We start from the raw sequence: 26,572 nt of genomic DNA, 5'->3' as shown, positions 1-26,572 counted from the left end.
TTGAGGGAGGAGACCGCGGGTGTGGACCCACTTCTGCCAGCAGCCCCGGGGTCCGGTTCGCACCGGGGCGGCCGGCATCGGCTGACTCACGCGGCCAGAGTGCAGTAGGTCAGCCGGTGGGGCATGCAGATGGGACCGCCGATGTTGCCCTCACTGGTCTGACCTGGCCGACGCCACGCGAGCGCCCGGGCTGTCCCACCCGCACCGAGGCCCAGGCACCGCGGTTCACTCCAGAGTTCACGCGGCAAGCTGATCGCGGAGAGACCACCTGCCCAGGTCCCTTCCCGGAGCCCCGGCAGGGCCGACCCGGTGACCGTTCAGGCCTTCTCCAGAGCGGGACGGGGGATGATGTCAGGGATGTCTGACCCCGTTCCTGGCCTGACCGCTGATGCCTCTCCCCACGCGGGCATCGTGTCGGTGCACGCTTCCGCGGATGGGGCGGTGCACGTCTGGCAGCGTGACGCGGTCACGGGCGAAGGTCACGTGCACCGCGCCCAGCAGCGGGGCTGGCTGTATGCCCGGCACCTGGGTGACCTCGGGCACCTCGGTGATCAGCTTGCCGTGTCGCCCGGACCCGCCCCGGCTGACGCCGCCTATCACGCGCAGGACCTCGCGCCGGACGGTCCGGTGCACGCCCGCGCGTACCGGTACCTGCTGAGTGGCCCCTCACCCCGGCAGCTGGAGGGCGAGATCCAGCGCGGCGCCCTGCGGGCGCGGGGGCTGAGTACGCGGCCCGCGCTGGGTGACCTGAGCGGGTACATCCGCCTGGGGTACGCCGAGCAGTACCTCATCGCGACCCGGCAGACGTACCATCAGGGCCTCACGTTCGATCAGCCGGTCCGGATGCAGTTCGACCTGGAAACCACCGCCCTGAGCCCCGACGAGGGGCGGATCTTCCTGATTGCCGTGCGGGACAACCGCGGCCTGGAGACGCTGCTTGAGGCGCGCCGCCCCGCGCAGGAAGCTGCAATCATCGAGGCGTTCCTGGCGCTCGTGCACGGGCGTGACCCGGACGTCATCGAGAATCACTTCATTCACGGCTTCGACCTGCCGTTCATCACCGCCCGCGCCCGCCGGCACGGAATTCCCTTCCGGCTCGGCCGGGCGGGAGACGGCGTGCCCTGGACGGTGGACGACGGGAGCCGCACACCGCTGTGGGTGTGCCCAGGCCGGGAGATCCTCGACACACTCGACGCCGTGCGCCGCCTGAACCTGCCGTCCAGCGGTCTGAAAGCTGCCGCGCGGCACTTCGGCATCGCGCCAGAGGACCGGGTGTACCTGGAAGGCGCGGAGATCGTCCAGACCTACCGGGATCAGCCGAAGCTGGTCCGGGCGTACGCGCGGCAGGACGTGCAGGAGGTGGACGCCCTGGCCCGGATCGTGCTGGCCCCGAGTTTCGCGCTGGCCCGCCTGACCCCGCGCCCGTACCACCGCCTGCCGCGGGCCGGCCCGGCCAAGGGCGTCCTGGAGCCGATGCTGATCCGCGCCTACGTTGAAGCGGGGCGGCCGTTCCCCGCGCCGGAGGAACGCCCGCGCGACCCGCACCGGGGCGGGCACGTCCAGCTGCACGCGGAGGGTGTGCTGCCGCATGTCGTCAAGGCGGACGTGGCGAGCATGTACCCCAGCATCATCCGGGCCGAGGGGATCGGCCCGCGGCAGGACGAACTGGGGGCCTTCCACCGGATCGTGAGCGACCTGACGAGCCAGCGGCTGACGCACAAGCAGCAGGCGCGCCACCCGGCGCTTAGCGGCGCCGAGCGCCGGGAGCACCACGCCATGCAGGACGCTATGAAACTGGTCGTGAACGCCGCCTACGGGTACCTGGGGGCCGGGCGGCTGGCGCGGCTGGGTGACCGGGAAGCCGCGGACCGGGTGACGGCGCGGGGGCGGGCGCTGCTTCAGCGGGTGACGGCCGCGCTGGAGGCGCGGGGCGTGCAGCTGATCGAATCAGACACGGACGGCGTGTACTTCAGCACCCAGGTGGACCTGGGGGAAGCGGCGGAGCGGGCGCTGATCCGCGAGGTCGCGGCGGACCTGCCGGAGGGCATCACGCTGGAGTTCGATGGGCGCGCGCAGGCCATGCTGAGCCATCAGGTGAAGAACTACGTGCTGCTCCGCCACGACGGCTCCCTGGAACTCAGTGGCACGTCGTTCGAGTCCAGCCGGTCCGAGCGGTACGGCACCCAGTTTCTCCGGTCGGCGCTGCACGCGCTGCTGCGCGCAGACGTGCCGGGCGTGCAAGCGGCCTTCGAGGACACGTCGGCCCGACTGGCCGGTCGCGTCCTCACGAACGCCGACGTCAGCACCCGCGTGCGGATCGGGAAGGCCCGCGCCGACTACACGCAGACCCGGGCGCAGCGCCGGGAGGCGCATCTGGAAGCGGCGTGGCACGCCGGGCTGGACTTCCGCGTGGGGGACCGGCTGGACCTGTACGTGCGGGCCGGGCAGGGCCTGACCGTCGTCACCGACCCAGACGGACGGGATTACGACGCGGGGCACTACCGGGCGGCCCTCGTGCAGAACTACGCGACGCGGCTGCGCAAAGCGCTGGACCCGGCAGACTGGGCGCAGCTGTTCAGTGGTCGGGGAGGCGGCCTGTTCGACCGGGACGTTCACGAGATGCAGGTGCGCTGGCGACCAGTGGCTGAAGACTCATGAGCAGGCGAGCGCGTGATCCCGTCGACTGGGCTTCCCTCCGCCCCTAACCTGCGAGCTCCTTCAACCCAACACGAGACCCACGTATTCAGGCCAGGTTGCCTGTCATCCACATACCCAGCAGCAGACAGGGTATCTGCTGACCTCAGTGCCGTCTGGTCCGCTCCTGAGTCAGGCGCTCAGCCGGCGGTGGCCAGCCCGGCCTGCGGACTCCGGCGCCGCAGGTGCTGCCAGTCCGCCAGCAGCTTCTGCACCTGCGCCTCCAACGCGTCAAACAGGACGGGCTTCACGAGGTACCCGCTCGCGCCGGCAGCCACCGCCGCCTCCCAGTCCGCTGGGTCCTGGCTGCCGCTGCGCATCACCACGGGCAGGTCCCGTAACCGCTCCGACGCCCGCACCGCCCGCAGCACCGCCAGCCCACACATGCCCGCCAGATTCAGGTCCAGCAGAATCAGGTGCGGCAGCACCAGACTGCTGTCCAGATAGTCCAGCGCCGCGTCCCCCGAGCACACTCCGACCAGGTCCACCTGGTCTGGCCCGCCGTCCAGCATAGCTTCCACCAGCAGGATTTCGGTCATCTGGTCGTCCACCAGCAGGAGTCGGAACGGTTCCATCCCGCCAGTATGCAGGCGACCGGTCAACTTGTGGGCGCCACCCACCCTGACCTGAACAAACCTTAAACATTTGTTCAGTCTCTGCCCGGCAGTGGTGACTGGCGCCGCCGTGTGCGAGGCTACGCGAAGATGACCGCTCACCTCCCCCACCGTCACCTGCACGCCCTGATGGTCGACGACAATCCAGCCGACTGCCTCCTGGCCCAGGAAGCCTTCGAGCTGCAGGCCGCGCAGGTCAGCGTCAAGATCATCCAGGACGGCGCGGCCGCCCTGACCTGGCTGCGGGCGCAGGGGGCGCGGCACGCCCTGCCGGACGTGATCCTGCTGGACATCAACATGCCGGGCCTCAGCGGCTTCGAGGTGCTGGCCGCCATCCGCGCGGACTTGACCCTGCGGCACCTGCCTGTCGTGATGCTCACCACCTCCGACCGTCCGCAGGACATTGATCAGGCGTACGAATTGATCGTCAGTTCGTACCTAGTCAAGCAGCCGGAATTTTCGGGGTTCGTGGTACAGGTGGAGGACTTCGTCCGGTTCTGGAGTGAGGTCCGCTACCGCCAGCGCCTCAATCCGCCCAACTGATCCATCCCACCCAGATGCTCAGGGAGGCACCCCGCCGGCCACGCTGAGAGCGCCTGGAACGGCGTGCGGCGCGGGATGAGCACGCAGCTGACCCCTGCCAGAAACCCGGTGTGGTCCGGCGCGATCTTCAGGCGGCCTGCGCCCGCTATCAGTCTGTCCCAGACCGTCGCCTGCCGGACCACGCCGGCTACTGCCGGTGAGGTCTGGTCTCGCTGCCCGCTCTCCTGCCTGCTGGCCTTCTGCTCGTACGTGCGGGCTTCACTGGTTCTCAGCTGACTGTCAGCGGCCAGCCCCTCGGTCGGGCATCAGGCCAGTCCGACGCTGGCGTTAGCTTGATTGAACCCGGCGGCGCGCACTGTGCCCAACAGGGTCGTCTTGTCGAACGCGTCCAGCACGATGAGCTGGCACTCGTTGCCTCACATCCGGTAATCCCAGTCCTGACCGCGCAGGTACGGATTACTGGATTGATACTCGCTTGGCTGGGCGACTCCTGAGTGCGTTGAACCCAGGTAGAACCTCCGGGGACGTGAGCAGCGAAACGTAAGGACTGATCAATTCATCTTCACGGAGTCTTTAAGATGCTCACGTGACACCCCCTCACCGATTCTTCCTGATCGACGACAACGCCCACGATCAGCTCCTCGCCCAGGAAGCCTTCGCGGAACTCTGCCCCGACTGCCACCTCACCAGCGCCAGCAGCGGGCGCGACGCCCTGACCATGCTCAGCCTCGCCGATGACCTGCCCGAAGTGATCCTGCTAGACGTGAACATGCCCGGCATGAACGGTTTCGAAGTGTTACAGGCACTCAAGGCGGACCCACGCCTGAGCTTGATCCCCGTCGTGATGCTGAGCACATCAGGCGCCAGCGACGACATCACCGCGGCCTACACCCTGCACGCCAGCTCCTACCTGATCAAAGCGAACGTGTTCAGCGAGTTCCTGGAACAGATCGAGAGTTTCCTGGCGTACTGGCGGCACTGCAAGCTGACCTCACCGGTGCCCAGCTGACGCCACACGCCCAGGGCAACACCCGGCATCCGGTCAATCGGCCGCTTGTCCCGTTCCCGCTGGCTGGAGCGGGAGTTCCGCGAGCGTCTCAACCCGGACTGTAACAGCGCGGCCCTGCCGGGTGACCTGCCCCCGGACGATCAGCTCGGCTCATTTCCCGAGAAAGCACCCGTGGTCCGCGCCCGGGTGCAGGGCCTGCTCGCTGAAGCCCTGTAGAACTTCACCGACGTGGGCACCTGAACGCGAGCCTCTGCTCACCATGGCATCCGGGTATTGTGAACCTAGTAGGCGCTGACCGTTCAGAAGTCGCCCGCGCCAGAGCAGCGGACCCGCCACCTGCCACGCCAGGAGTGGCGCGATCAGTCCAGTCAGCGGCACGCGCGCCGCCTCCGTCTGAGGGGCGGCCGTCAAGTCTGCTGCCTACCGACCAGCCCACAGGACCGGGCAGGCCAAAGCACCTCTGCCTCGCTTCACAGGACATGCAGTGGACGCCGACCACCGCTCTCCGCGCGGCGGGCGCACCCGGCAGGGGCCGTGCCGCTCAGGTGTTCGCACTCTGCTGGAGGGCACACCATTCATGGGGCGGCCAGCGTCTAGAGAAGGGCGCGTTCGAACGCGTCAACCACGTCTGGATCGAAATGGTGTCCCGCCTGCTGGTGCACCTCGCGCGCGGCCTCTGAGCGGGTCCAGGCAGTTTTGTACGGCCGGTCCCGGGTCAGGGCGTCGAATACGTCTGCCACGGCCACAATCCGGCCGGAGAGGGGAATCGTCACCCCCGCCCACCCGTGGGGGTATCCCTGCCCATCCCAGCGTTCGTGGTGGGTCAGGGCGATTTCCGCCGCAAGCCGCTGCAGGAGCGAGGGACCGAGGAGCAGGTTCGCACCAGCGAGGCAGTGGGTCTGCACGAACCTGAACTCGTCGGCGGAGAGAGGGCCAGGTTTGTGCAGCAGACGGACCGGGAGGGTGATCTTCCCGATGTCGTGCAGCGCAGCGGCCTGCCGGAGGCGCTGCACGTCCGCAGGTGGGCAGCCGTACGCCTGCGCGATCAAAGCGGCGAGGCGCGCGACCCGGTCCATGTGGAGGTCGAGTTCGATCGGCGGTCCCTCGGCGCGGCGTGCGAGGCGCCGCAGTTGCGCCCAGCAGGGAGGCGCAGCTGGGTCGGCCGCGCGGGCGCCGAACTTCATCGTGCGTCCACAGTACGCGGGGCGACCGTGTGGCCCGTCTTGGCTTGTCCTGATGGGTTGACTGGACCCAGCCGCGCAGCAACAGGCAGCAGACTGCAACGTCACTGCTGAGACGGCAGATTTCCAGGCTCAACTGCGGCGAGCGGCCGTTGCGATCACGGCTTCTTCCCCTGATCGGGGGCACGTGCATCCATGGGGTTCGGTCGGTTCTGCGCTCAGGGCAGGTTGGGTCGGCCCGCCGAGGGCGGTGCGGGAGCTGGTAATGGGCGGTCTCCTGTCTTATCTCTGCGGCCACATCCGATCACACCTGGGAACGGGGGGGTGTGGCCACGTGTGTCCTATCGCCAAGGAGACTCGAGGGTGCGCGCTTCAGGAGCCAGCTCACTATGTTATCGGTAACACCATTCCGCCTCAACTGCCCTGTGGGCATCAGTTCCAGAAGAATGACGTTCTGGACGATAAATATCTACAGCAGAGGATCAGCCAGCCGTTCCACCTCCCGTGAACATCTGAACGCGACGCGAATGGGTTGATCTCGCGCACAGCGGTTGACAACAGGAGGGCAGCCGGTGTAGCGCCAGCGTTGACTCTCTGCCCGAAATCTCAAAGTAAACGGAAGAATTGGCGATTTAGAGGACGTGGAGAAGAATCAGCCGAGCCAGAGAGGGGGGTGTCCCAGGACTCTTCGACTGGTCATGTCGTTGACAAGTAAGGGGTGTCAGCTTACTCTGTGATCGTTCACATTGAACAACTCAGTGACCGTTTGGGTCAGCAGTCTCACCGCAGCGGCGCCCGATTCCGGGCGTTCCGGCAGCGTGTTCCTCTGCCCGGCCAGCGCGTCACCGCCACACGTTCGGAGGCCCATATGAAGATTCAGAGTGTCCTGCTGTCCGCTGTTGCCGCCACCCTCACCCTCGCCCTTGCCCAGGGGGGCAGCCTGCCGAAACTCGCAGTCAAGCCGAAATACCGCGTGTGCTTCAACCAGTCGGAAATGGACAACCCCTGGCGCCTCGCGCAGACCAAATCCATGCAGGACGAAGCCAAACGCCTCGGCTGGACCCTGATCTTCACGAACGCCAACGGCAGCGCCGCCAAACAGGTCGCCGACGTGCGCTCCTGCATCGCGCAGCGGGTCGACGCCATCTTCCTGACGCCCCGCGAGGAAAAGCCGCTCACGCCGATCGTGCTGGAAGCCAAACGCGCGGGCATTCCCCTGTTCGTCATCGACCGCAAAGTGGACGAGACGGTCGCCAAGCCCGGCCGGGACTTCGTGGCGTTCATCGGCTCGGACTTCTACGCCGAGGGCCGCCGCGCCGCCGAGTGGCTCGTCAAGCAGACCAAAGGCAACGCCAAGATCATCGAGCTTCAGGGGTCCACGGGCTCCTCCCCCGCCATTGACCGGCAGCGCGGCTTCGCGGATTACATCAAGAAGTACCCGGGCATTCAGATCGTGGCGTCCCAGACGGGGAACTTCACGCGCGACGAGGGACGCAAGGTCATGGAGGCCCTCATTCAGGCGCACCCCGAAGCGACCGCCGTGTACGCCCACAACGACGAGATGGCCCTCGGCGCGATCACCGCACTGGAAACGGCGGGCCGCAAGCCCGGCAAAGACATCACCCTGGTCAGCATCGACGGGCAGAAATCTGCCCTGGAAGCAATTATCGCGGGCAAGCTCGGCGCGACGGTCGAATGCAACCCCCGCTTTGGCGTGAAGGCCTTCCAGACGCTCATGGATTACGCCGCGGGGAAAAAGATCGCGGCGAGACTCGTGAACGACGACCGTTTCTTCGACAGCATGAACGCCAAGCAGATGCTGAACTCCGCCTTCTGAGCGCACGCGGCGCGCCCAGATCCGGCACGCGGCCCTGAAGCCGCAACCCCAGCGGGGCCCAGGCGGGACGCTTGACCGCGCCCAACCCGGGCCCCGCTCCACCGAGGAATCATGACTGACGATGTCCTGCTCCACATGACCGGCATTCACAAGGCGTTCGGCGGCGTGAGCGCCCTGCGCGGCGCACACCTCCACGTGCGGCGCGGCGCGGTCCACGCCCTGATCGGGCAGAACGGCGCCGGGAAATCCACCCTGCTCAAGGTGCTGACCGGCGCCTACCGCAGGGACAGCGGTACTGTCCAGTTCGCCGGGCGGGCGGTCGATTTCACGTCCCCGAAGCAGTCGCAACTGGCGGGCATCGCGACGATCTACCAGGAAGTGAACCTGGTGCGCCTCCAGACGGTCGCGGAGAACGTCCTGCTGGGGCACGAGCCTCGCCGGTTCGGCCTGATCGACTGGAAGGCCATGAACGCGCAGGCGCGAGAGCAGCTGGCGCGCATTGGCGTCGACATTGACGTGACCCGGCCCCTGGCCGAGTACAGCCTCGCCGTCCAGCAGATGGTCGCCATTGCACGCGCCCTGGCGCTGAACGCCCAGCTGGTCGTGATGGACGAACCCACGTCCTCGCTGGACGAGCGCGAGGTGGACACCCTGTTCCAGGTGGTGGCGCAGCTGAGCGCCAGCGGCGTCTCGGCGATCCTCGTGTCGCACCGTCTGGATGAGCTGTACCGCGCGTGCAGTGACATCACCGTCCTCCGGGACGGGCAGACCGTGTACGAGGGGCCCCTGAACCTCACGAAGATGCAACTGGTTTCCAGCATGCTCGGCCGGAACCTGCAGGACGTGACCACGCAGGGTCAGACGGGCTTCACCCGTCACCAGCACGAGGATGCTGTCCTGCTCGACGCTCAGGCGCTGCGCCGCGCGCCACGCCTCCAGGACGTGGGCGTGCAGGTGCGCCGCAAGGAAGTGGTCGGCCTGGCGGGCCTGCTGGGCTCCGGCCGCACGGAGACCGTGCGCGCGCTGTTCGGCGCTGAACCCGCCCTCTCGGGCACGGTGCGCTTCAAGGACCAGCCGGCCCAGTGGCGCGCGCCGGGCGACGCCATCGCCGCGGGCGTGGCGTTCTGCGGTGAGGACCGCAAGCACGACGGCATCATCCCGGACTGGTCCGTGCGGGAGAACCTGACGCTGGCGCTGCTGCCGCGCCTGACCCGCGCGGGCGTCGTGGACCGCGCGGCGCAGCAGCGCGTCGTGGAGACCTTCGCGCGGCGCCTGAACGTCCGCTGCGCCAGCCTCGACCAGCCCATCCGGGAACTGTCCGGCGGCAACCAGCAGAAAGTCCTGCTGGCCCGCTGGCTGTGCCTGAAACCGGACCTGCTGATCCTCGATGAACCCACCCGCGGCATTGACGTGGGCGCCAAGGCCGAGATTCAGGGGCTGATCAGTGAACTGGCCGAGGACGGCCTGAGCGTCCTGATGATCTCCTCGGACCTGGAGGAACTCATCGAGGGCTGCCACCGCGTCACCGTGCTGCGCGACGGCCGCGCGGTCGCCACCCTGAACGAAGACGACCTGAGCGAGGAGCGCCTCCTGCACGCCATGGCCCAGGGGGACGCACTTGCCGCACCTGCCGGAGGACACCATGACCGCCGTTGACGCCCGGCCGCCCGCGCCGCGCCCCGCCCTGCTGCTCACCCAGTACAGCGCCCTGCTGGCCCTGCTCGCGCTGATCGCCCTGAATGCGCTGACCACGCCGAACTTCCTGACACTCACCGCCCTGAACATCAACATGACCCAGACCGCGACCATCCTGATCGTGGCGGTGGGCATGACGTACGTGATCGCCACGGGCGGCATCGACCTGTCCGTGGGGTCCATCATGGCGATCAGTGGCGCCCTGGCGCCGCTGCTGTTCCTGCAGAGCGGCCTGCCTGCGGGTATCGGCATTCCGCTGGCGGTGATCCTGCCGGTCCTCGCGGCCGGACTGTGCGGCGCGTTCAATGGCCTGCTGGTCACGCGCTTCCGGATTCAGCCGATCATTGCGACGCTGGTGTTGTTCATCGCCGGGCGGGGCATCGCGCAGGTGATCAGCGGCGGTCAGCTGATCAACTTCCCGGACGCGCGCTTCAAGTTCCTGGGCAGCAGCGTGGTATTCGGCCTCAACATTCAGGTGGTCCTGATGCTGGTCATCGTGGCCGCCGCCATATGGGCGCTGCGCGCCACGCTGTTCGGCCGGTACGTCATCGCCGTGGGCGGCAACCCGGAAGCGGCGCGGCTCGCCGGGGTGCCCGTCACGCGCACGAAGGTGCTCGTGTACACCCTCAGCGGCATGCTGGCCGGCCTGGCGGGCCTGATCACCATCGCCGTGAACAACTCGTCGGACGCGAACCTGGTCGGGCAGAACATGGAACTCGACGCCATTGCGGCCGTCGCGGTGGGCGGCACGGCGCTCAGTGGCGGGAAGGTCTCGCTGGTCGGCACGCTCATCGGGGCGCTGTTCATTCAGCTGCTGCGCTACACGCTGCTCGTCAAGGGCGTGCCGGACGCCGCCGCACTGATCGTCAAGGCAGCCATTATCGTCGGCGCGGTGGCCCTGCAGGCCCGCAGGAGGAGCTGAGTATGGCCGTCACGCATCCGTCCAGAACGCTCCTCAGCCTGGCCCGGCCCTTGTTCGGCCACGGGGCCCTGATCGCCCTGGTGGCGCTCGTCCTGTTCGCGGCCTTCCGGTACGACGGCTTCCTGAGCGCCTATAACGTCAGCAGTTTCTTCCGGTACAACGCCATGTTCATGCTGATCGCCATCGGCATGACCTTCGTGATCGTCACGGGTGGCATTGACCTCTCGGTGGGCAGCGTCGCGGCCATGGCCAGCGTCGTCGCGGCGCTGGCCAGCCCGCACGGGCTGCTCGCGGGTCTGCTCGCGGGCGCCCTGGCCGGCGCCGCGGCAGGATGGATCAACGGGCTGGTGATCACGCGCCTGCGCGTCGAGCCGTTCGTGGCGACGCTGGGCACCTTCCTGGCGGCGCGCGGCGCGGCGCAGCTGCTCTCCGGCCAGAATGCCGTGTCCGTCGATCAGGCCGGCGCGTTCACCCGCCTGGGGCAGGGCGACCTGCTGGGCGTGCCCATCCCTCTCATCCTGACCCTGGTCGTCCTGGGCGCCGGCTCGGTGCTGCTGCGCTTCACCCGCTTCGGCCGCTCGGCCCTGAGCATCGGGGACAACGAGGACGCCTCGCGCCTGATGGGCTTCAACGTCGACCGCGTGAAGCTGGGCGTGTACGTGATCTCCGGGCTGCTGGCCGGCTTGGCGGGCGTGATTCTCGCGTCGCAGTTCGGCGCGGGCCAGCCGGTCGAGGGCGTCGGGTGGGAACTGACCGCCATCGCGGGCGTCGTGGTGGGCGGCACGCTCCTCACTGGCGGGCGCGGGTCACTGGCGGGCAGCATGACCGGCGTGATCCTGCTGGGCCTGATCTTCAACGTGCTGAACTTCGAAAACGGTAAGGGCGTCATCTCCATCGACGTGTTCTGGCAGAACGTGATCCGCGGCGTGTTCCTGCTGCTCGTGGTCATCTGGCAATCCAACCGCACGCGGGCCGGGCGCCCCTAGACCCTCTTCCGTGACCTCCTCCGGCGCGGGCGTCTGCCCGCCCCGGCCGGCCCGTCACGCCCCCATACTCAAGGAGCAAGGCCATGAACGACACGTACACCATCGGCGTGGACTACGGCACGCTGTCCGGCCGGGCGGTGCTGGTCCGCACCCGCGACGGCGCCCAGATCGCCAGCGCCGCCCACCCCTACCTGCACGCCGTGATCACCGATCACCTGCCCGGCCTGGCGCGGCCCCTGCCGCCCGAGTGGGCGCTGCAGCACCCGCAGGACTACCTGGACGTGCTGGACGTCACCGTGCCGGCCCTGCTGCGGGGCAGCGGCGTTCACCCGGACGACGTGGTGGGCATCGGGATTGACTTCACCGCCTGCACGGTCCTGCCCACCACGGCCAGCGGCACGCCTCTGTGCTTCCTGCCGCGCTACGCGGCCGAACCGCACGCGTACGTCAAGCTCTGGAAGCATCACGCCGCGCAGCCACAGGCGGACCGCATCAATGCCGCCGCCGCGGCGCGGGGCGAGCCGTGGCTGGCCCGCTACGGCGGGAAGATCTCCAGCGAGTGGGCCGTCGCCAAGGCCCTCCAACTGCTCGAGGAGGCGCCCGAGGTGTACCACGCCGCCGAGCGCTTCATCGAGGCGGCCGACTGGATCGTGTGGCAGCTGTGCGGCGCCGAGCGGCGCAACGTCTGCACCGCCGGGTATAAGGCCATCTACCAGGGCGGCGCGTACCCCACGCGTGAATTCTTCGCGGCGCTGAACCCGGCCTTCGCGGAGGTAGCTGACAAGTTCGCCGCTGAGCTGCATCCGCTGGGCGCGCTGGCCGGTGGCCTGACTGAGGACGCTGCGCGGCGCACCGGCCTGCGGCCCGGGATTGCCGTGGCGGTCGGGAACGTCGATGCGCACGTCACGGCGCCCGCCGTGGGCGCCACCGGCGACGGGGAGCTCGTGGCGATCATGGGCACGTCCACCTGCCACGTGATGAACAGTGACGTGCTCGTGAACGTGCCCGGCATGTGCGGCGTCGTCGAGGGCGGCATCACGCCCGGCGCGTACGGGTACGAGGCGGGGCAGAGCGGCGTGGGTGACATCTTCGCGTGGTTCGTGGCGCACGCCGTGCCGCCCCGCTACCACGACCTGGCCGAGGAACGCGGGCAGACGCTGCACGAACTGCTCACCGACCTCGGGCAGGACCAGCCGGTCGGCGCGCACGGCCTGCTGGCGCTGGACTGGCTGAGCGGCAACCGCTCGGTGCTCGTGAACGCCGACCTGAGCGGCCTGATCCTGGGCCTGACCCTCGCCACCCGCCCGGAGGACCTCTACCGCGCCCTGATTGAGGCCACCGCGTTCGGCACGCGCCTGATCATCGACACCTTTGAAGCCGCCGGCGTGCCCGTGCGTGACTTCACGGCCGCCGGCGGCCTCATCAGGAACGCCACCCTGATGCAACTGTACGCGGACGTGCTGGGCCGGCCCATCAGCGTCGCGGCCAGCAGCGAGGCGCCCGCCCTGGGCAGCGCCATGCACGCCGCGGTGGCCGCCGGCACCTACCCGGACATCCACGCGGCCGCGGCGCACATGAGCCAGGTGCGCCGCCACGCCTACCAGCCGGACCCGGAACGGCACCGCCGCTACACCCGCCTGTACGCCGAGTACCGTACCGTGCACGACCTGTTTGGCCGCACGCACCCCACCATGATCACCCTCAAGCGCCTGCGGGACGAGGCGCTCGCCCAGCCCCAGCCGGCCGCGCGGCTGGAGGTGCCCGCATGAGCGGCGCCGATCTGCGCGCCGAACTCACCGCCCTGCACCTCGAACTGCCCCGGCAGGGCCTGGTGACGTGGACGAGCGGGAACATCAGCGCCCGCGACGGGGAGGGCCTCCTGATCAAGCCCAGCGGCGTCACCTTCGAGGATCTCACGCCGGAGTCCATGGTCCGCACCGACCTGCACGGCCAGCGCACCGAGGGCCGCCTCAGTCCCTCCTCGGACGCCGCCACGCACGCGTACATCTACCGGCACCTGCCGCACGTGGGCGGCGTCGTGCACACGCACAGCCCCTACGCGACCGCCTGGGCCGCCAACGCCCGCGAGATCCCCTGCATCCTGACCGCCATGGCCGACGAGTTCGGCGGCCCGATCCCCTGCGGCGGCTTCGCCCTGATCGGCGGGGAGGAGATCGGCGCGGAAGTCGTGCGGGTCCTCGCCGGGCACCGCAGCCCCGCGATCATCCTGCAAAACCACGGGGTCTTCACCATCGGCCCCACGCCCCGCGCCGCCCTGAAGGCCGCCGTGATGGCCGAGGACGTCGCCCGCACCGCCTACCTGGCCCACCAGCTTGGCCAGCCCCAGCCGCTGAGCCCCGCCGACATCAACCGCCTCTACGACCGGTACACCACCGTGTACGGCCAGCGCTGAAAGGACCCCACCATGCAGCACCTCACCCACCCCCACCTCTGGTTCGTCTGCGGCTCACAGCACCTGTACGGCCCCGACACCCTCGCGCAGGTCGACCACAACGCCCGCCAGGTCGCCCAGGTGCTGGACGCCAGCAGCGACCTGCCCCTCCCCGTGGCCTTCAAGGGCGTCATGACCACCCCGGACGAGATCCGGTCACTCTGCCTGGAAGCGGACCGCGACCCGGCGTGTGCGGGCCTGATCCTCTGGATGCACACCTTCTCCCCCGCGAAGATGTGGATTGGCGGGCTCAGCCACCTGCGCAAACCCTTCTGCCACCTGCACACGCAGTTCAACCGCGACCTGCCCTGGAACGACATCGACATGGGCTTCATGAACCTCAACCAGGCCGCCCACGGCGACCGCGAGGCTGGCTTCCTGCACACCCGCATGCGCCTGGAGCGCAAGGTCGTCGTCGGGCACTGGCAGGACCCCGAGGTGCAGGCCCGGCTGGGCGTGTGGGCGCGCGCCGCGTGGGCCTGGCACGACCTTCAGGGTGCAAAATTTGCCCGCTTTGGCGACAACATGCGCTTTGTCGCCGTCACCGAAGGCGACAAGGTCAGCGCCGAGCTGCGCTTCGGCTTCGAGGTGAACACCTACGCCGTCGGTGACCTCGTCCAGCGCGTGAACGCCGTGCGCGACCAGGACCTCTCGGACCTGCTGGCCACCTACCAGGATGAATATGACGTGCCCGCTGACCTGCGCCCCGATGGCGCCCGCGCGGGCTCACTGCGCGAAGCGGCCCGCATCGAGCTGGGCCTGCGGGCGTTCCTGAGCGAGGGCGGCTTCAAGGGCTTCACCGACACCTTTGAGGACCTGCACGGGCTGCGCCAGCTGCCGGGCCTGGCCACGCAACGCCTCATGGCCGACGGGTACGGCTTCGGCGGTGAGGGCGACTGGAAGACGGCCGCGCTGGTCCGCGCGATGAAGGTCATGGCGCACGGCCTCCCGGGCGGCACGTCCTTCATGGAGGACTACACCTACCACCTCGCGCCCGGCCAGCATCAGGTGCTCGGCTCGCACATGCTCGAAATCTGCCCCAGCATTGCCGCCCACCGGCCCCGCATCGAGGTGCACCCGCTGGGCATCGGCGGCAAAGAAGACCCGGCGCGCCTCGTGTTCGACGCGCACACGGGCCGCGCCATCAACGTGTCCCTGGTCGACCTGGGCAGCCGCTTCCGGCTGATTGTCAACGAGGTCGAAGCGGTCGAGCATCCCGAACTGCCCAGGTTGCCGGTCGCGCGAACCGTGTGGGAATGCCAGCCGGACTTCAAGACCGCGTGCGCCGCGTGGATCTACGCGGGCGGCGCGCACCACACCGGGTACAGCTACGCCGTGACCGCCGAGCACATCGAGGACTTCGCCGCCATCGCCTGCGTGGAATGCGCGGTCATCGACGGCCGCACGACGCTGCGGGACTTCCGGCAGGACCTGCGGTTCAATGACCTGTACTACGTGCTGGGCCAGGGCCTGCGCGCCTGAACCACAGAAGGCGCAGGGGCCCCCCGTCGTCCGGTGTGCCGAGGGTCCTGCCCCGCTGCCCACGCACGACCGGGGCTCCCGGAGGGCTCAGAGGGGGCACTTCAGCTGCGCCTTCAGACAACTCAGGTCCGAGCGCAGGCCAAGAACCTGCCCCACAGCCCGCTGGATGACAGTCTGATGGCGCAGCTGATCCCTGAGGAACTGCTGCCGGACCTGCACGGCCTCAAGGTGGGGCGCGGGCGCGGTGAACAGGCCCGGCACCTGGTGCGTGAACGCGGCGGTCTGGCGGGGCTGCTACCCTCCTGACCCGCCTGCGCTCCTACCGGCCGCACCACGCCACACATTCAGCACGCTCAGGGTGCGCTGAGGTCCGAACGCCGAAGAATCCAGAGCCGCTCACACCAGCAGCGGGCCACCAGACCAGGCTGTGGCGCGCGAGGTGGTCAGGACCGCGCGCGGGCGCTGCTGGCGCGGACGATCAACTCGGGCTGGATCACGGCGGGGGTGGCCGGAACGTCCGGTTCCTCGATGGCTTTCACGAGGGCCGCCAGGCTCAGCGCGCCGAGGGCCGCAAAGTCCTGCCTCACGGTGGTCAGCGGCGGGTGGAAAAAGCGGCTTTCCGGAATGTCGTCGAAGCCGACGATCGACACGTCGTCCGGTACGGAGATGCCCCGCTCGTGCAGGGCCCACAGAGCGCCCAGGGCCATCTGATCGTTGCTGACCAGCAGGGCCGTAAACGGCACGCGCCCGGCCAGGAGTTCCTGCGTCAGGCCGAAGCCGCTGGCGGCACTCCAGTCGCCTTCCAGGGTGGCCACCGGGCTGAGGTTCGCGCGCTTCAGGGCTGAGTGCCAGCCGTCCAGGCGCAGCCGCGCGTCGTGCCAGCGCTGAGGCCCGAGGAGCAGCGCGATCCGCTCATGCCCGAGTGCGATGAGATGCTCGGCCGCCAGCCGCGCCCCAGCCTCCTGGTCAATGGTGGCTCCGGCGGCCGTGCCGGAGTCCGGAAGATCGACCAGCACGAACGGCACCGTTCCGCAAAGCCGCTGAATGCGGGTGATGTCCACGCCGAGCAGGTTGGTGATGAGGATCATGCCGTCGACGTTCTGACGGCGCAGTTCCATGATGGCGCGCTCGATTTCAACTTCCCGCAGTTCGGGAATGCTGGCCAGGGTGACGCTGTAGCCGCGGCTGCGGGCGGCCTGCTCGATATTGACCATCATCTGGGCCGGGCCGTAGTGCGGCAGGCCATGTCCGACGATGCCCAGCGTGCCGGACCGCTGCGTGACCAGACTTCTCGCGGCGAGGTTCGGGTGGTAGCGCAGGACCTGAATGGCCTCCAGCACCCTGTGCCGCGTGGTGGGGGCAACGCTGGGGTGTTCATTGAGCACCCGGGACACCGTCTGATGTGACACACCAGCGTGCCGGGCGACATCGTGGATGGTGACGCGTGGTGGTGCGGCGGTAGCAGACATACCTTCTCCTGTGATCGTTCACACGATAGGCGATCCGTTGATCGGGTGCAAGCGTCAACCCGGACAGACCGTGCAGCCGAGCTTCCGAGCAGATCGGGCCGGGTCAGCCTCCATTCGAGGAGGGACTGAACACATTGGCAGGAGTCCACCTAGGCCGCCTGGACTCCACCCGACCTAGGGGACGGGGCGAGCACGAGCGATGCGGACCGCAGCAGTCCTTCAACGGATGGAGGGGGCGTTCCGTAGCATTCTCTTTACGGCTGGACGCCGTGGGCCCAGCGAGTTGCATGCAGGATGGACCTGCCATCCCTCCCCCTGCTGGCGCTCCGCTGGCCCCGCCGCCCGCCTCAGGGCTCCTCGGGCACGACCCGGTTCTTCCCCGCCTTCTTGGCCTGGTACATCACCCGGTCGGCGCGGTCCAGCAGTTCGTCTGGGGAGGCGCCGCGGAGGTCCGTGACGAGGCCAATGGACGCCGAGAGGTGCAGCGTGCCGGCACTGCTCATCACCGGCGCCCGGAGGCCCGCCAGGACTCGCTCGGCGGCCATCTGCGCCTGAGTGGCGGTGCACGGACCGGCCAGGACCGCCACGAATTCGTCCCCGCCGAGCCGGGCGACCAGGTCGCCCCCGTACAGGTTGCTGGTCAGGCGCCGGGCCACCACCTGCAGCACCTCGTCACCCACGTGATGCCCGTGCGCGTCGTTGATGGATTTGAAGCCGTCCAGGTCGAGGAAGAGCAGCGCAGCTACGTCCCGGTGCCGCCCCGGTTTCTGGCTGCTGTGCAGGGCGCCGGTCAATGCGGCGCGGTTGAGCAGGCCCGTCAGGGCGTCGTGCGTGGCGGCATGCTCCAGTTGCGCGCGACTGGCCTGCTCGTCAGTGACGTCCCGCATCACGACCGCCGCGCCGAGCAGTGAACCGTCCTCGCCGCGCAGGGGTTGCCCGGACGCACTGATCAGGAGTGGCGCGCGCGCCGCCGGGCGGATCACCATCAGGCTGTCCTGAACGGCTTCTCCGTGCAGCGCCCGGTACAGCGGAATCTGTTCCGGCCGCAGCGGCGTGTGGCCGTCCGCCTGGAAGAGGTCGTACGCGCCACTCCAGTCCTCGGGGGACAGGGGCCGCTGCGGCAGGCCGTGCATGTCCTGCGTGGCCCGGTTGAAGACGGTCAGGGTGCCGTGCGCGTCGCAGGCCACAACGCCGTCCTGCATGTGGTCCAGCACGGCGTTCAGGAAGGCCCGCTCCTGGTGCAGGGTCTCGACGAGCCGGGCGTGTTCGGTCACGTTCCGGCCCTCGACCAGCAGGCCAGTGAACTGCCCCTGACGGCGCACGGGGATCAGGTGGTACTCGACGGTCACGGTCCGGTCCGCGAGGTGCAGGTGCAGGACGCCGCTGATGACGGCGCCACCGGCGGCCCGGCCGATGTCCTGTTGAAGCTGCTGCTGCGCGGCGGGCGAGCTGCGCCACCAGGGCGTGGTCCAGAAGGGCTGGCCGATCAGGTCCTCCCGCGCGGCCTGAATCAGGTCGAGAGCGGCGCGGTTCACGTTCAGGAGCCGCCCGTCGACGCTGAGCACGGCCAGCAGGCTCGCCGTGTGATCGTAGGCGACCTGCACGGCCGTCAGGGTCTCCGTGGCGTCCTCAAGCAGCTGGACGGTCTGTTCCAGTTGCCGGAGCAGGCCCTGCGGATCGTCCAGGGTGGCCGGCGGCCCCTGAAGGCCGAGGCGACGCAGCCGGTGGGTGAGGTCTGCGGGGGTCATCGCTCCGCAGTATGTGCGATCGCCGGGCTGTGAAGTGCGCGTTCTCCCGCGCTGAACGTGCGCGGGCGCCCAGGCCGTCGGAGCTGTCACGCGGTGCCAAGTCAAGGGAAGGGTGGAGCTGCCCTTCCCGGCCCGCCGGGCCAGCCCAGAAGGAGCCTGGAGACCCCGCAGTTGGCTGGAGGGCGTGCAGGCTCGGGTACTGATGTCGGCCAGCGGCCCCCACAGGAAGCGTTCCGGGCCGCTGGTGCTGATGTCCCGGCCGGGCGCGGTAACCCCAAGTGCCGGGTTTTTACATCAGTGGTTGTGGATGGCCCAGAGGTCCCAGCGTTCGGCGAGGACCTCGTGGTCGGGCCAGGTCCGCCGCCACAGGACGGAGGTGCAGGCGGTGAGGCGGCGCCAGGCCTGCCGCGTGCAGGTGGCGCAGGTGGTCAGCAGGGCGGCGCGGCTGGATGCACCGGTGGTCGGGGGGTACGTCGCGGACATTCACTCCTCCTGGGGCCGATCAGCGGGCCGGGGACTTGACCGGCGCAGCGGGCGGGCGCGGCGTGACTCGGGACTCGGCGTGGCTGCCCGCTGGCGTTCAGGGCCGCGAGACCACGTCGACTGTGGTGTCCAGCTTGAAGGTCTTGTTGGTGACCTGGAGGACGTACAGCTTGACGTTCCTGCGGTCGCCGACGCTGTTGAAGCTGACCGTGCCGGAGATGAGGCCGGTGACCGTCAGGTTCCGCGTGGCCCGCTCGACCTGTTCCCGGCTTGGCCGGGTGCCTTTGGCGGGCATGGCCGCGAGGATGCCCTGTAGGGCCACGCTGGCGGCGTCGTAGGAGAACATCCCGAAGCCCTGGAGGGGACGGCTGAACGTCTTCTGGTACTGCGTGGCCAGGGTGGCCGCGGCGGGCAGCGAGGCGGGCGGCGCGGCGATGGTCGTGAAGTAGATCCGTTCGGCGCCGGCGCCGGCGATGGTCAGCAGGTCGGCACTGTCGAAGCCGTCGCCGCCGACGATGGGCGTGAGGATGCCCGCCTCGCGCAGCTGCTTGGCGAAGACGCCCGCCTGGCTGTACATGCCGCCGAAGTAGATGGCGTCCGGTTTCTGCAACTTGATCTTGGCGACGACGCTGAAGAAGTCCGTTTTCTCCTCGGTCCCTTCGTTCGCCAGGATCTGCACGCCGCCGGCCTGGAGGGCCCGCTCGACTTCCCCGGCGAGGCCCTCGCCGAACGTGGTCTTGTCGTTCAGGAGGTACACCTTGCGGACCTTGAGGGAGTTGATCATGAATCTCGCGGCGGCGGGTCCCTGGGCGTCCACGCGGGCGACGATACGGTTGACGTTCTTCAGGCCGCGGTCGGTGACCTCGTTGGCGGTGTTCAGGGGAGACACCATGGTCACGTGACTGCTGGCCAGGACGCTGCTGACGGGAATGGCCACGCCGCTGTTCAGCGTGCCGACGACGGCGAGGATGTCCCGGTCGGCCACCAGTTTGCGCGCGGCGGCCGTGCCGGTGGCGGGATCGGCCTGGTCGTCGTACGCGACGAGTTGCAGGTCGAAGCCGAGCGCCTTGAATTTGGCCTTGTAGGCGTTCACGGCCAGTTGCGTGCCGTTGCGCAGCTGGAGGCCCATGTCGGACTGCGGGCCGGACAGGGGGGAGATGGTGGCGAGCTTGATGGTCGTCTGGGCGCTGGCGGTGCCGGTCAGCGCGGCGGTCAGGAGCAGCAGGGCGGCAGTTTTCATGGTGAACACTCCGGGGTCAGGGGGCGCTGGGTCCGGACGCCGTCCACGAGGCGCCAGAGGCCGAGGGGGTTGGCGTCTTGCAGTTCTGGCGGCAGCGTGTGGTCGGGGAAATCCTGGTAGGCGAAGGGCCGGGTGAAGCGGTCGGTGGCGCGCGTGCCGACGCTGGTGCTGGCGCCGTCGCTGGTGGCGGGGAAGGGCCCGCCGTGCACCACTGCGTGCCCGACCTCGACGCCGGTGGGGAAGCCGTTAAGAATGACGCGCCCGGCCCGGTCCGTCAGGACGTCCAGGACGGGCTGCCACGCGGGCAGTTCGTCGGGGCGAGCGTGCAGGGTGGCGGTCAGCTGGCCCTCCATGGCCTGCAGGACCGGGGGCAGGTCGGTGAGGTGCCCGTAGCGCACAGCGAGGCTGACCGGACCGAAGACCTCACGGGTCAGCTCTGGGGCCGCGCGGAGACCCGGGAGGTCCACTTCGAACAGCTGACTGTGCGCTGCTGGGCTGTCACGGACAGCTGCGTGCAGGGGCCGGACGTCCGCCTGCGTGGCCAGGGCGGCCGTGCCGGCGGTGAAGGCCGCGTGAATGCCGCCTGAGAGCAGGGTGCACCCGGGCGTGGCGTCCAGACGCGCGGCCAGCTGGCGCAGGAAGTGATCGCCGGCCGGGCCGGCGGGCACGAAGATCAGGCCCGGCTGGGTGCAGAGTTGGCCGCCCGAGCCGCTGACGCTGCCGGCCAGCCCCTGGACGAGGGCGTCACCGCCGGCGGTGAGGGCCGACTCGCTCAGGATCACGGGGTTGACGCTGCTCATCTCTGCGAAGACCGGAATCGGCACGGGGCGCGCCTGGGCGGCGGCCAGCAGGGCCAGGCCCCCGGCGCGCGAGCCAGTGAACCCCACGGCGCGGATGAGTGGGTGGCGGACCAGGGCGAGCCCGAGGTCGAAGCCGTCGTCGTATACCACGCCGAAAACGCCCCGGGGCATGCCGGTGGCCTCCGCTGCGTCCATCAGGGCGCGGGCGGCCAGGGCAGACGTGCCGGGATGCGCCGGGTGGGCCTTGACCACGACCGGGCAGCCTGCCGCCAGCGCGGACGCCGTGTCGCCGCCCGCGACGCTGAATGCCAGGGGGAAGTTGCTGGCGGCGAACACCGCGACCGGGCCCAGCGGCACCCGCAGGCTGCGCAGGTCCGGTCTGGGGGGCGTGCGCTGCGGGTCGGGCCGGTCCAGCCGCGCGTCCACCCAGGAGCCCTCCTCGGCCGTGTCGGCGAAGAGCCGCAGTTGATGCGCGGTGCGCTGCACTTCGCCGCGCAGGCGGGCTTCGGGCAGCGCAGTCTCCTGCGCCGCGCACCGGACGAGGTCCTCGGTGCGCGCGGTGAGCTGATCGGCCGCGGCCCGCAGGAACTCGGCCCGGCGCGCGCCAGGGCAGCGGGCGTACGGCCGGGCGGCCTGCCCGGCGGCGCCCACCAACCGGTCCAGTTCGGCCGGGGAGGTCACGGGGAAGCCGGGCTCCAGGGGGCGTCCCGTGGCCGGGTTCACCGCGTGGAAGGTGCGTGGGGCGGTCATACCAGCGCGGGCTGCCGGGCCGAGGCCTGCGCGACCAAGCCCTGCACCTCGCGGACCTCGTCGGGCGTCAGCGGCAGGCGGGGCGCGCGGACCTGGGCGCTGCCGCGCCCCACCTCAGCCTGCACCTGCTTGATCAGCTGCACGAACTTGATGCCGGTGTCCAGGCGCAGCAGCGGCAGGAACCAGCGGTACAGGTCAGCGGCCTCCTTCAGCTGGCCGCCCCTGGCCAAGTTGAACAGCTGCACGCTCTCGGCGGGGTAGGCGTTGACGAGGCCGGCGATCCAACCGGTCGCGCCGGCCGCCACGCCTTCGAGCAGCAGGTCGTCAACGCCGACCATCAGTTCCACGTGCGCGGGGAGCGTGGCGGCGAGCGCGGTCACGCGGCGGACGTCCGCGCTGGATTCCTTCACGGCGCGCACGTTGGCGTGCTCCTGCGCGAGTTCCAGGATGTGGGCCGGCTGGAAGTCCGTGCGGTACGCGATGGGATTGTTGTACAGGATGACGGGCAGGTCGGTGGCGCTGATCACGGCCGCCATGTGCGCTTTCATCTCGCGCCAGTCGCTGGTGTACACGTAGGGCGGCAGAACCATCAGACCCTGGCAGCCGGCGTCCTGGGCGGCCTGGGCGAGCCGCACCGCGCCGGCCGTGCTGAGGCTGCCGATACCCGGGATCACCGGGGCGCTCCCCAGCGCGCTGACCAGGGTGCGCAGCACGGCCGTCTTCTCGGCTTCTTCCAGGGTGTTGCCCTCACCGAGGGACCCCAGGGGCACGATGCCGCGGCTGCCGGCGCGCATCATCCACCGGGCGTGTTCACTCAGGAAGTCGTGATCGACCGTCCCGTCCGCCTGGAACGGGGTGGTGATGGCGGGAAAAACACCTTCAAACAGTGTGGGCTGGGTCATGCGATTTCCTCCTCGGGAAATGGAGTGGGGGCGGGGGGGGTGGGAGCGGCCGGGCGGGGCGGTTCAGCCCGGGGCTCGGCAGCCTGCAAGAGATCCGAGAGCCGCAGGGGCGTCAGGGGGGGCCGCACGCCGGTGAAGATCCAGTCGAAGAGGGCCGTGGTGGCCGGGCCGCACACGCGGCCCTGGCAGGCGCCCATGCCGCAGCGCGTCTGGATCTTCGCGTCCGTCCAGGAGGCGCAGCGGTGCAGCGCGCTGAAGGGAACGTCCTCGCAGCGGCAGACGACCGTGTCCGGTTCAGGCAGCGCCCGCAGTTCGGGCCGCAGGGCAAAGGAGCGCTCCAGCGTGCCCTGAAAGGCGCGCAGGGCCGCGGCGCGGTCAGCGACCGCCGCCAGCCGCTCCTGCTGACCCGTGGCGGCGCAGCCTGCCGTGAAGCCCTCCAAGAGCGCCTGGTCGACCCCGCCCACCCCGGTGAGCTCGCCGGCGGCGTAGAGGTCCGGGCGGCTGGTCTGCTGCTGATCCCCGACCTGCACGGCGCCGCGCTGCAATTCGCACCCCAGGAGGACCGCCAGGCGCGTGTCCGGCACCAGGCCGAAACCCACGGCCAGCCAGTCACAGTCCAGCGTCACGGTCCGCTGGCCGCGGCGCAGGGTCACGGACGTCACGCGGTCCTCACCGGCGGCCCGCAGGGGGTACGTGCCGGGCCAGACGGGCACGCCGCGCAGGCGCGTGGCGAGGGCCAGCGTCTCGCGCCCCTTGCCGGGCAGGCGGCTGGCGCGCAGGCTGAAGCGGGCCAGGTCGGGCCAGCGGGCCTGTTCGGCCACCGCCACCACCTGCGCGCCCCTATCCCGGAGACTGGCCGCCACCGCGAGCAGCAGCGGCCCGGTGCCGGCCACCACAACCCGCTGGCCCCGGATGACCAGGCCGCTCTTGGTCATGGCTTGCAGGCCGCCGGCGCCCACCACGCCCGGCAGGGTCCAGCCGGGGAACGGCAGGAACCGTTCCGTGGCGCCCGTGGCCAGGATGAGTTTCGGCGCGTGAATGTGGCGCAGGCCGCCCGGCGTGACCACGACGAGGTCGTAGCCTCCGGCGGGCCCGGCGGTGGCCAGGCTCACCTCGGCGCGGCTCAGGTGCGTGACCTTTAGGGCCTGCACGTCCCGCAGGAGCGCCCCGGCTACGCCGGCCTGCGCGGGGCTCAGGCCACGCCAGATCTGCCCGCCCGGACCGGGCCCGGCGTCGAGCAGCAGGACGGCCGCGCCGCCCTGCGCGGCGGTCCGGGCCGCCTGCAGGCCAGCGGGTCCGGCCCCCACGACCACGACGTCGGCGCGCTCAGCGGTCACCGCGCACCTCCGCCACCCGCTCGACGGTCAGGCCCGCCTGCGCGGTGGTGAGGCAGGTGCGGACCAGCACGCCGTTCACCAGCGCGCGGCACTCGGCGCACACGCCCATGCCGCACAGCGCGCCGCGCGCCTCACCGCGCCCGCTGCGGCGCGTGACGTGCAAGCCCAGGTTCTGCAGTGCTGCCAGGACCGTCACGCCGTCCGCCACGGTGACCGCGCGGCCCTCTACGGTCAGTTCAGGCATGAAGGGCTCCAGTAAAACGCCCGAGGCCGAGATCCACGCCGGGCAGCGGGGACGCCCCGCCCGTGATGTCCGCGCCCAGCAGCGCCGCGGTGCCCAGGGCCGTGGTGATGCCCAGGCCCTCGTGCCCCACGGCGAGGTACAGGCCGGGCCGGTCCGGGTGGAATCCCACCACCGGCAGGTGATCGGGGGTGGCGCTGCGCAGCCCCGTCCAGATGCGCAGCGCCGACAGGTCAGCCAGGGCCGGCAGGAACTCCGCGGCGCGGCCCAGCATGCGGCGCAGCAGGGCCCAGTCAATGTCGCGGCCGGCCGGACCGAACTGCCGGCTGGACCCGATCAGCAGTTGCCCGGTGGGGCGCGGCTGCACGTTGAACGCCACGCTGTCCTCGTCACTGCCGTGCGCGCTCCGGAGGTACCCGAGTTCCACCAGTTGATGCCGCACGGGCAGGTCGGTGCGCTCGGTGATCACCAGCTGGCCCCGCCGGGGACGCAGCGGCACCTCGGGCAGCAGCCGGGCCGCTTCCGCACCGCCCGCCACCACGGTCAGATCAGCCCGCAGCGGTCCGCCGCGGTGCAGGCGCACGCACCCGTCCTCCAGGGCGGTCACCTCGTCGCGGCGCACCTGCGCGCCGGCCCGCTCGATCAGGAACCGGGCGACGACCGGGGCGTACACCACCGCGTCGCCCGGCACGCGCAGCGCGCCCGCCAGCCCCCCCCGCAGCGCCGGTTCCAGCCGCGCGAGTTCCGCCGCGTCCAGCAGGGTCGCGTCCCGGCCAGCGGCGTGGTACTGCCGCTGCTTGGGCTGCGCGCCCCGCACCTCGGTCTCATCACTGGCAATCCAGAGGGTGCCGCACCGGCGGTACTCCGCCTGGGCGGGCAGCTGCGGCGCCAGGGCGTCCCACAGGGTCAGGCTTAAACTGGTCAGCGCCAGCTGCGCCGGACTGTCATCCATGACCACCAAGTGACCCATGCCGGCCGCGGTTGCCCCTCCCCCGACCGCGCCGGACTCCACGACCGTGACCTGCCAGCCCAGGCGGGCCAGGACGTCCGTGCAGGCCGCGCCGACCATACCGCCGCCCACCACCACGGCCTGTCCCGTCACCGGGAGGCCGCCTGCGGCTCAGCCCCGGGCCGGATGCCCCAGGCGAACGGATCGCCGGGCTGCACGATCAGTTCACCTTCGGCGGTGACGTAGGCGCGGCCCGTGATCGTGGGCTGCACCTGACCGTCCGCCCAGCGGTACTCGCCTTCAAATTCTGTGCCGATCACGCTCTGCTGCACCCACCGCTCGCCCGGGGCGAGCTGACCGTCCGCGGCCAGGCACGCGATCTTGGCGCTCGTGCCGGTTCCGCAGGGGCTGCGGTCGTACGCGTTCCCGGGGCAGAGCACGAAATTCCGGGAGACGCCACCCACCAGGCCGGACAGTTCGATGTGGTCGATCTCCGAGCCGCCGTCACCCGTCACGCCCGCCGCGCAGAGCGCCTGCCGGATCCGGGCGGCCCGGTCGGTGAGGTCCGCCACGTGGTCCACGTGAAGCCCGCGGCCGTCCACCTCCGTGATGAAAAACCAGTTGCCGCCCCAGGCGACGTCCCCGCGCACGTCCCCCAGGCCCGGCACGCTCACCGTGACGTCCCGCCGGGCGCGGTGGGCCGGGACGTTCTGTACACTCACGCGGCCGTCGTCACGCAGCGTGGCCGCGACCACACCCACCGGCGTCTCGATGCGGTGCGCGCCCGGCCCGATCTCACCCAGGTACGCCAGCGTGGTCACCAGGCCGATGGTGCCGTGCCCGCACATGCCCAGCGGGCCCACATTGTTGAAGAAGATGACGCCCGCCACGCAGCCCGGCGCCCGGGCGGGCACGCGTAGCGCGCTGACCAGCACGTCATTCCCGCGCGGCTCGAGGTTCACGAGGCCGCGCCACGCGTCGAAGTCGCCCCCCAGGGCCTGACGCTGCTCGGCCAGCGTCGCGCCGGGCAGCGAGGGGAAGCCGTCCAGCACGACCCGGGTCGGCTCGCCCGCCGTGTGAGAATCGATGAAGCGCACACGCCGCGTGGCGCGCGCCGGACTGAATTGAACCATGCCTTCACGATAGGCAGCGGCGCCCGGCCCGTCTTGTACAGAATCCCGGCCTGACGCGACGCATTCTGCACAGTCCTCACCCCGCCGGATCAGGGCGCCGCCCCC

General features: G+C 70.2%; 24 protein-coding genes. 12 read left to right on the top strand and 12 right to left on the bottom strand.

Annotated features, from left to right (window positions below; all coding sequences use genetic code 11):
- Positions 1-357 precede the first annotated feature (357 nt).
- On the top strand, positions 358-2,658 hold the full coding sequence (locus IEY63_RS14515; protein WP_189069718.1) for a ribonuclease H-like domain-containing protein: 2,301 nt from the start codon (positions 358-360) through the stop codon (positions 2,656-2,658).
- Between the two features lie 176 nt (positions 2,659-2,834).
- Here the strand turns inward: IEY63_RS14515 and IEY63_RS14510 are convergent, their stop codons facing one another.
- Positions 2,835-3,269: a response regulator gene (locus tag IEY63_RS14510; RefSeq protein ID WP_189069717.1), complete on the bottom strand. Its 435-nt coding sequence runs from the start codon at positions 3,267-3,269 to the stop codon at positions 2,835-2,837.
- 129 nt (positions 3,270-3,398) lie between these two features.
- On the opposite strand from IEY63_RS14510, the gene IEY63_RS14505 reads away from it, so the two are divergent.
- The 3 genes from IEY63_RS14505 to IEY63_RS14495 all read left to right on the top strand — a co-directional run bounded on the left by IEY63_RS14505 (position 3,399) and on the right by IEY63_RS14495 (position 5,076).
- Positions 3,399-3,851 (top strand): response regulator, encoded by a 453-nt coding sequence (locus tag IEY63_RS14505; protein ID WP_189069716.1) that lies wholly within the window; start codon positions 3,399-3,401, stop codon positions 3,849-3,851.
- A 586-nt stretch (positions 3,852-4,437) separates the two neighbouring features.
- Positions 4,438-4,860 (top strand): response regulator, encoded by a 423-nt coding sequence (locus IEY63_RS14500; RefSeq protein WP_189069715.1) that lies wholly within the window; start codon positions 4,438-4,440, stop codon positions 4,858-4,860.
- A gap of 45 nt (positions 4,861-4,905) precedes the next feature.
- Positions 4,906-5,076, top strand: coding sequence for a hypothetical protein (locus IEY63_RS14495; RefSeq protein ID WP_189069714.1), 171 nt, complete (start codon positions 4,906-4,908; stop codon positions 5,074-5,076).
- 377 nt (positions 5,077-5,453) lie between these two features.
- On the opposite strand, the gene IEY63_RS14490 is transcribed toward IEY63_RS14495, so the two are convergent.
- Positions 5,454-6,044, bottom strand: a complete 591-nt coding sequence (locus tag IEY63_RS14490) for an HD-GYP domain-containing protein (RefSeq protein WP_189069713.1) — start codon at positions 6,042-6,044, stop codon at positions 5,454-5,456.
- An 865-nt stretch (positions 6,045-6,909) separates the two neighbouring features.
- Here IEY63_RS14490 and IEY63_RS14485 point away from each other — a divergent pair.
- From IEY63_RS14485 to IEY63_RS22470, 8 genes are all read left to right on the top strand, one after another.
- Positions 6,910-7,878 carry an ABC transporter substrate-binding protein gene (locus IEY63_RS14485; protein ID WP_189069712.1) on the top strand — a complete coding sequence of 323 codons (969 nt, stop codon included), beginning with the start codon at positions 6,910-6,912 and terminating at the stop codon, positions 7,876-7,878.
- 111 nt (positions 7,879-7,989) lie between these two features.
- A complete protein-coding gene (locus IEY63_RS14480; protein WP_189069711.1) occupies positions 7,990-9,534 on the top strand; it encodes a sugar ABC transporter ATP-binding protein in 1,545 nt (514 codons plus the stop codon).
- On the top strand, positions 9,521-10,495 hold the full coding sequence (locus IEY63_RS14475; protein ID WP_189069710.1) for an ABC transporter permease: 975 nt from the start codon (positions 9,521-9,523) through the stop codon (positions 10,493-10,495). Before IEY63_RS14480 ends, IEY63_RS14475 begins: the two co-directional genes overlap by 14 nt.
- A 2-nt stretch (positions 10,496-10,497) precedes the next feature.
- On the top strand, positions 10,498-11,481 hold the full coding sequence (locus tag IEY63_RS14470; RefSeq protein ID WP_189069709.1) for an ABC transporter permease: 984 nt from the start codon (positions 10,498-10,500) through the stop codon (positions 11,479-11,481).
- An 83-nt stretch (positions 11,482-11,564) separates the two neighbouring features.
- The gene (gene araB / locus IEY63_RS14465) at positions 11,565-13,250 is read left to right on the top strand and encodes a ribulokinase (protein WP_189069708.1); all 1,686 of its coding nucleotides are present in this window, start codon (positions 11,565-11,567) and stop codon (positions 13,248-13,250) included.
- On the top strand, positions 13,247-13,894 hold the full coding sequence (locus tag IEY63_RS14460; protein ID WP_189069707.1) for an L-ribulose-5-phosphate 4-epimerase: 648 nt from the start codon (positions 13,247-13,249) through the stop codon (positions 13,892-13,894). The genes araB and IEY63_RS14460 overlap by 4 nt, the downstream gene beginning before the upstream one ends.
- Before the next feature lie 12 nt (positions 13,895-13,906).
- Positions 13,907-15,415, top strand: coding sequence for an L-arabinose isomerase (gene araA / locus IEY63_RS14455; protein ID WP_189069706.1), 1,509 nt, complete (start codon positions 13,907-13,909; stop codon positions 15,413-15,415).
- Positions 15,416-15,592: 177 nt separating this feature from the next.
- Positions 15,593-15,721, top strand: coding sequence for a hypothetical protein (locus tag IEY63_RS22470; RefSeq protein ID WP_268239664.1), 129 nt, complete (start codon positions 15,593-15,595; stop codon positions 15,719-15,721).
- A 137-nt stretch (positions 15,722-15,858) separates the two neighbouring features.
- On the opposite strand, the gene IEY63_RS14450 is transcribed toward IEY63_RS22470, so the two are convergent.
- The 10 genes from IEY63_RS14450 to IEY63_RS14405 all read right to left on the bottom strand — a co-directional run bounded on the left by IEY63_RS14450 (position 15,859) and on the right by IEY63_RS14405 (position 26,467).
- Entirely contained in the window at positions 15,859-16,884 is a 1,026-nt protein-coding gene (locus IEY63_RS14450) for a LacI family DNA-binding transcriptional regulator (RefSeq protein WP_189069705.1), read from the bottom strand.
- A gap of 347 nt (positions 16,885-17,231) precedes the next feature.
- Positions 17,232-18,632, bottom strand: a complete 1,401-nt coding sequence (locus IEY63_RS14445; RefSeq protein ID WP_189069704.1) for a sensor domain-containing diguanylate cyclase — start codon at positions 18,630-18,632, stop codon at positions 17,232-17,234.
- Between the two features lie 294 nt (positions 18,633-18,926).
- Positions 18,927-19,115 (bottom strand): hypothetical protein, encoded by a 189-nt coding sequence (locus IEY63_RS14440; protein ID WP_189069703.1) that lies wholly within the window; start codon positions 19,113-19,115, stop codon positions 18,927-18,929.
- 97 nt (positions 19,116-19,212) lie between these two features.
- Positions 19,213-20,355, bottom strand: a complete 1,143-nt coding sequence (locus IEY63_RS14435; RefSeq protein WP_189069702.1) for a branched-chain amino acid ABC transporter substrate-binding protein — start codon at positions 20,353-20,355, stop codon at positions 19,213-19,215.
- The gene (locus IEY63_RS14430) at positions 20,352-21,905 is read right to left on the bottom strand and encodes an aldehyde dehydrogenase (NADP(+)) (RefSeq protein WP_189069701.1); all 1,554 of its coding nucleotides are present in this window, start codon (positions 21,903-21,905) and stop codon (positions 20,352-20,354) included. The genes IEY63_RS14435 and IEY63_RS14430 overlap by 4 nt, the downstream gene beginning before the upstream one ends.
- Positions 21,902-22,807, bottom strand: a complete 906-nt coding sequence (locus tag IEY63_RS14425) for a dihydrodipicolinate synthase family protein (protein WP_189069700.1) — start codon at positions 22,805-22,807, stop codon at positions 21,902-21,904. Before IEY63_RS14425 ends, IEY63_RS14430 begins: the two co-directional genes overlap by 4 nt.
- Positions 22,804-24,144 carry an FAD-dependent oxidoreductase gene (locus tag IEY63_RS14420; protein WP_189069699.1) on the bottom strand — a complete coding sequence of 447 codons (1,341 nt, stop codon included), beginning with the start codon at positions 24,142-24,144 and terminating at the stop codon, positions 22,804-22,806. The genes IEY63_RS14425 and IEY63_RS14420 overlap by 4 nt, the downstream gene beginning before the upstream one ends.
- Positions 24,134-24,388, bottom strand: coding sequence for a 2Fe-2S iron-sulfur cluster-binding protein (locus tag IEY63_RS14415; RefSeq protein ID WP_189069698.1), 255 nt, complete (start codon positions 24,386-24,388; stop codon positions 24,134-24,136). The genes IEY63_RS14420 and IEY63_RS14415 overlap by 11 nt, the downstream gene beginning before the upstream one ends.
- On the bottom strand, positions 24,381-25,487 hold the full coding sequence (locus tag IEY63_RS14410) for an NAD(P)/FAD-dependent oxidoreductase (protein WP_189069697.1): 1,107 nt from the start codon (positions 25,485-25,487) through the stop codon (positions 24,381-24,383). The genes IEY63_RS14415 and IEY63_RS14410 overlap by 8 nt, the downstream gene beginning before the upstream one ends.
- Entirely contained in the window at positions 25,484-26,467 is a 984-nt protein-coding gene (locus tag IEY63_RS14405; RefSeq protein WP_189069696.1) for a proline racemase family protein, read from the bottom strand. Before IEY63_RS14405 ends, IEY63_RS14410 begins: the two co-directional genes overlap by 4 nt.
- Between the last annotated feature and the right edge of the window lie 105 nt (positions 26,468-26,572).

The organism is Deinococcus radiotolerans (assembly GCF_014647435.1).
Lineage (GTDB): Bacteria > Deinococcota > Deinococci > Deinococcales > Deinococcaceae > Deinococcus > Deinococcus radiotolerans.
The sequence above is the reverse complement of the archived record's forward strand: the minus strand, read 5'-3'. Positions and strand labels throughout refer to the sequence as shown.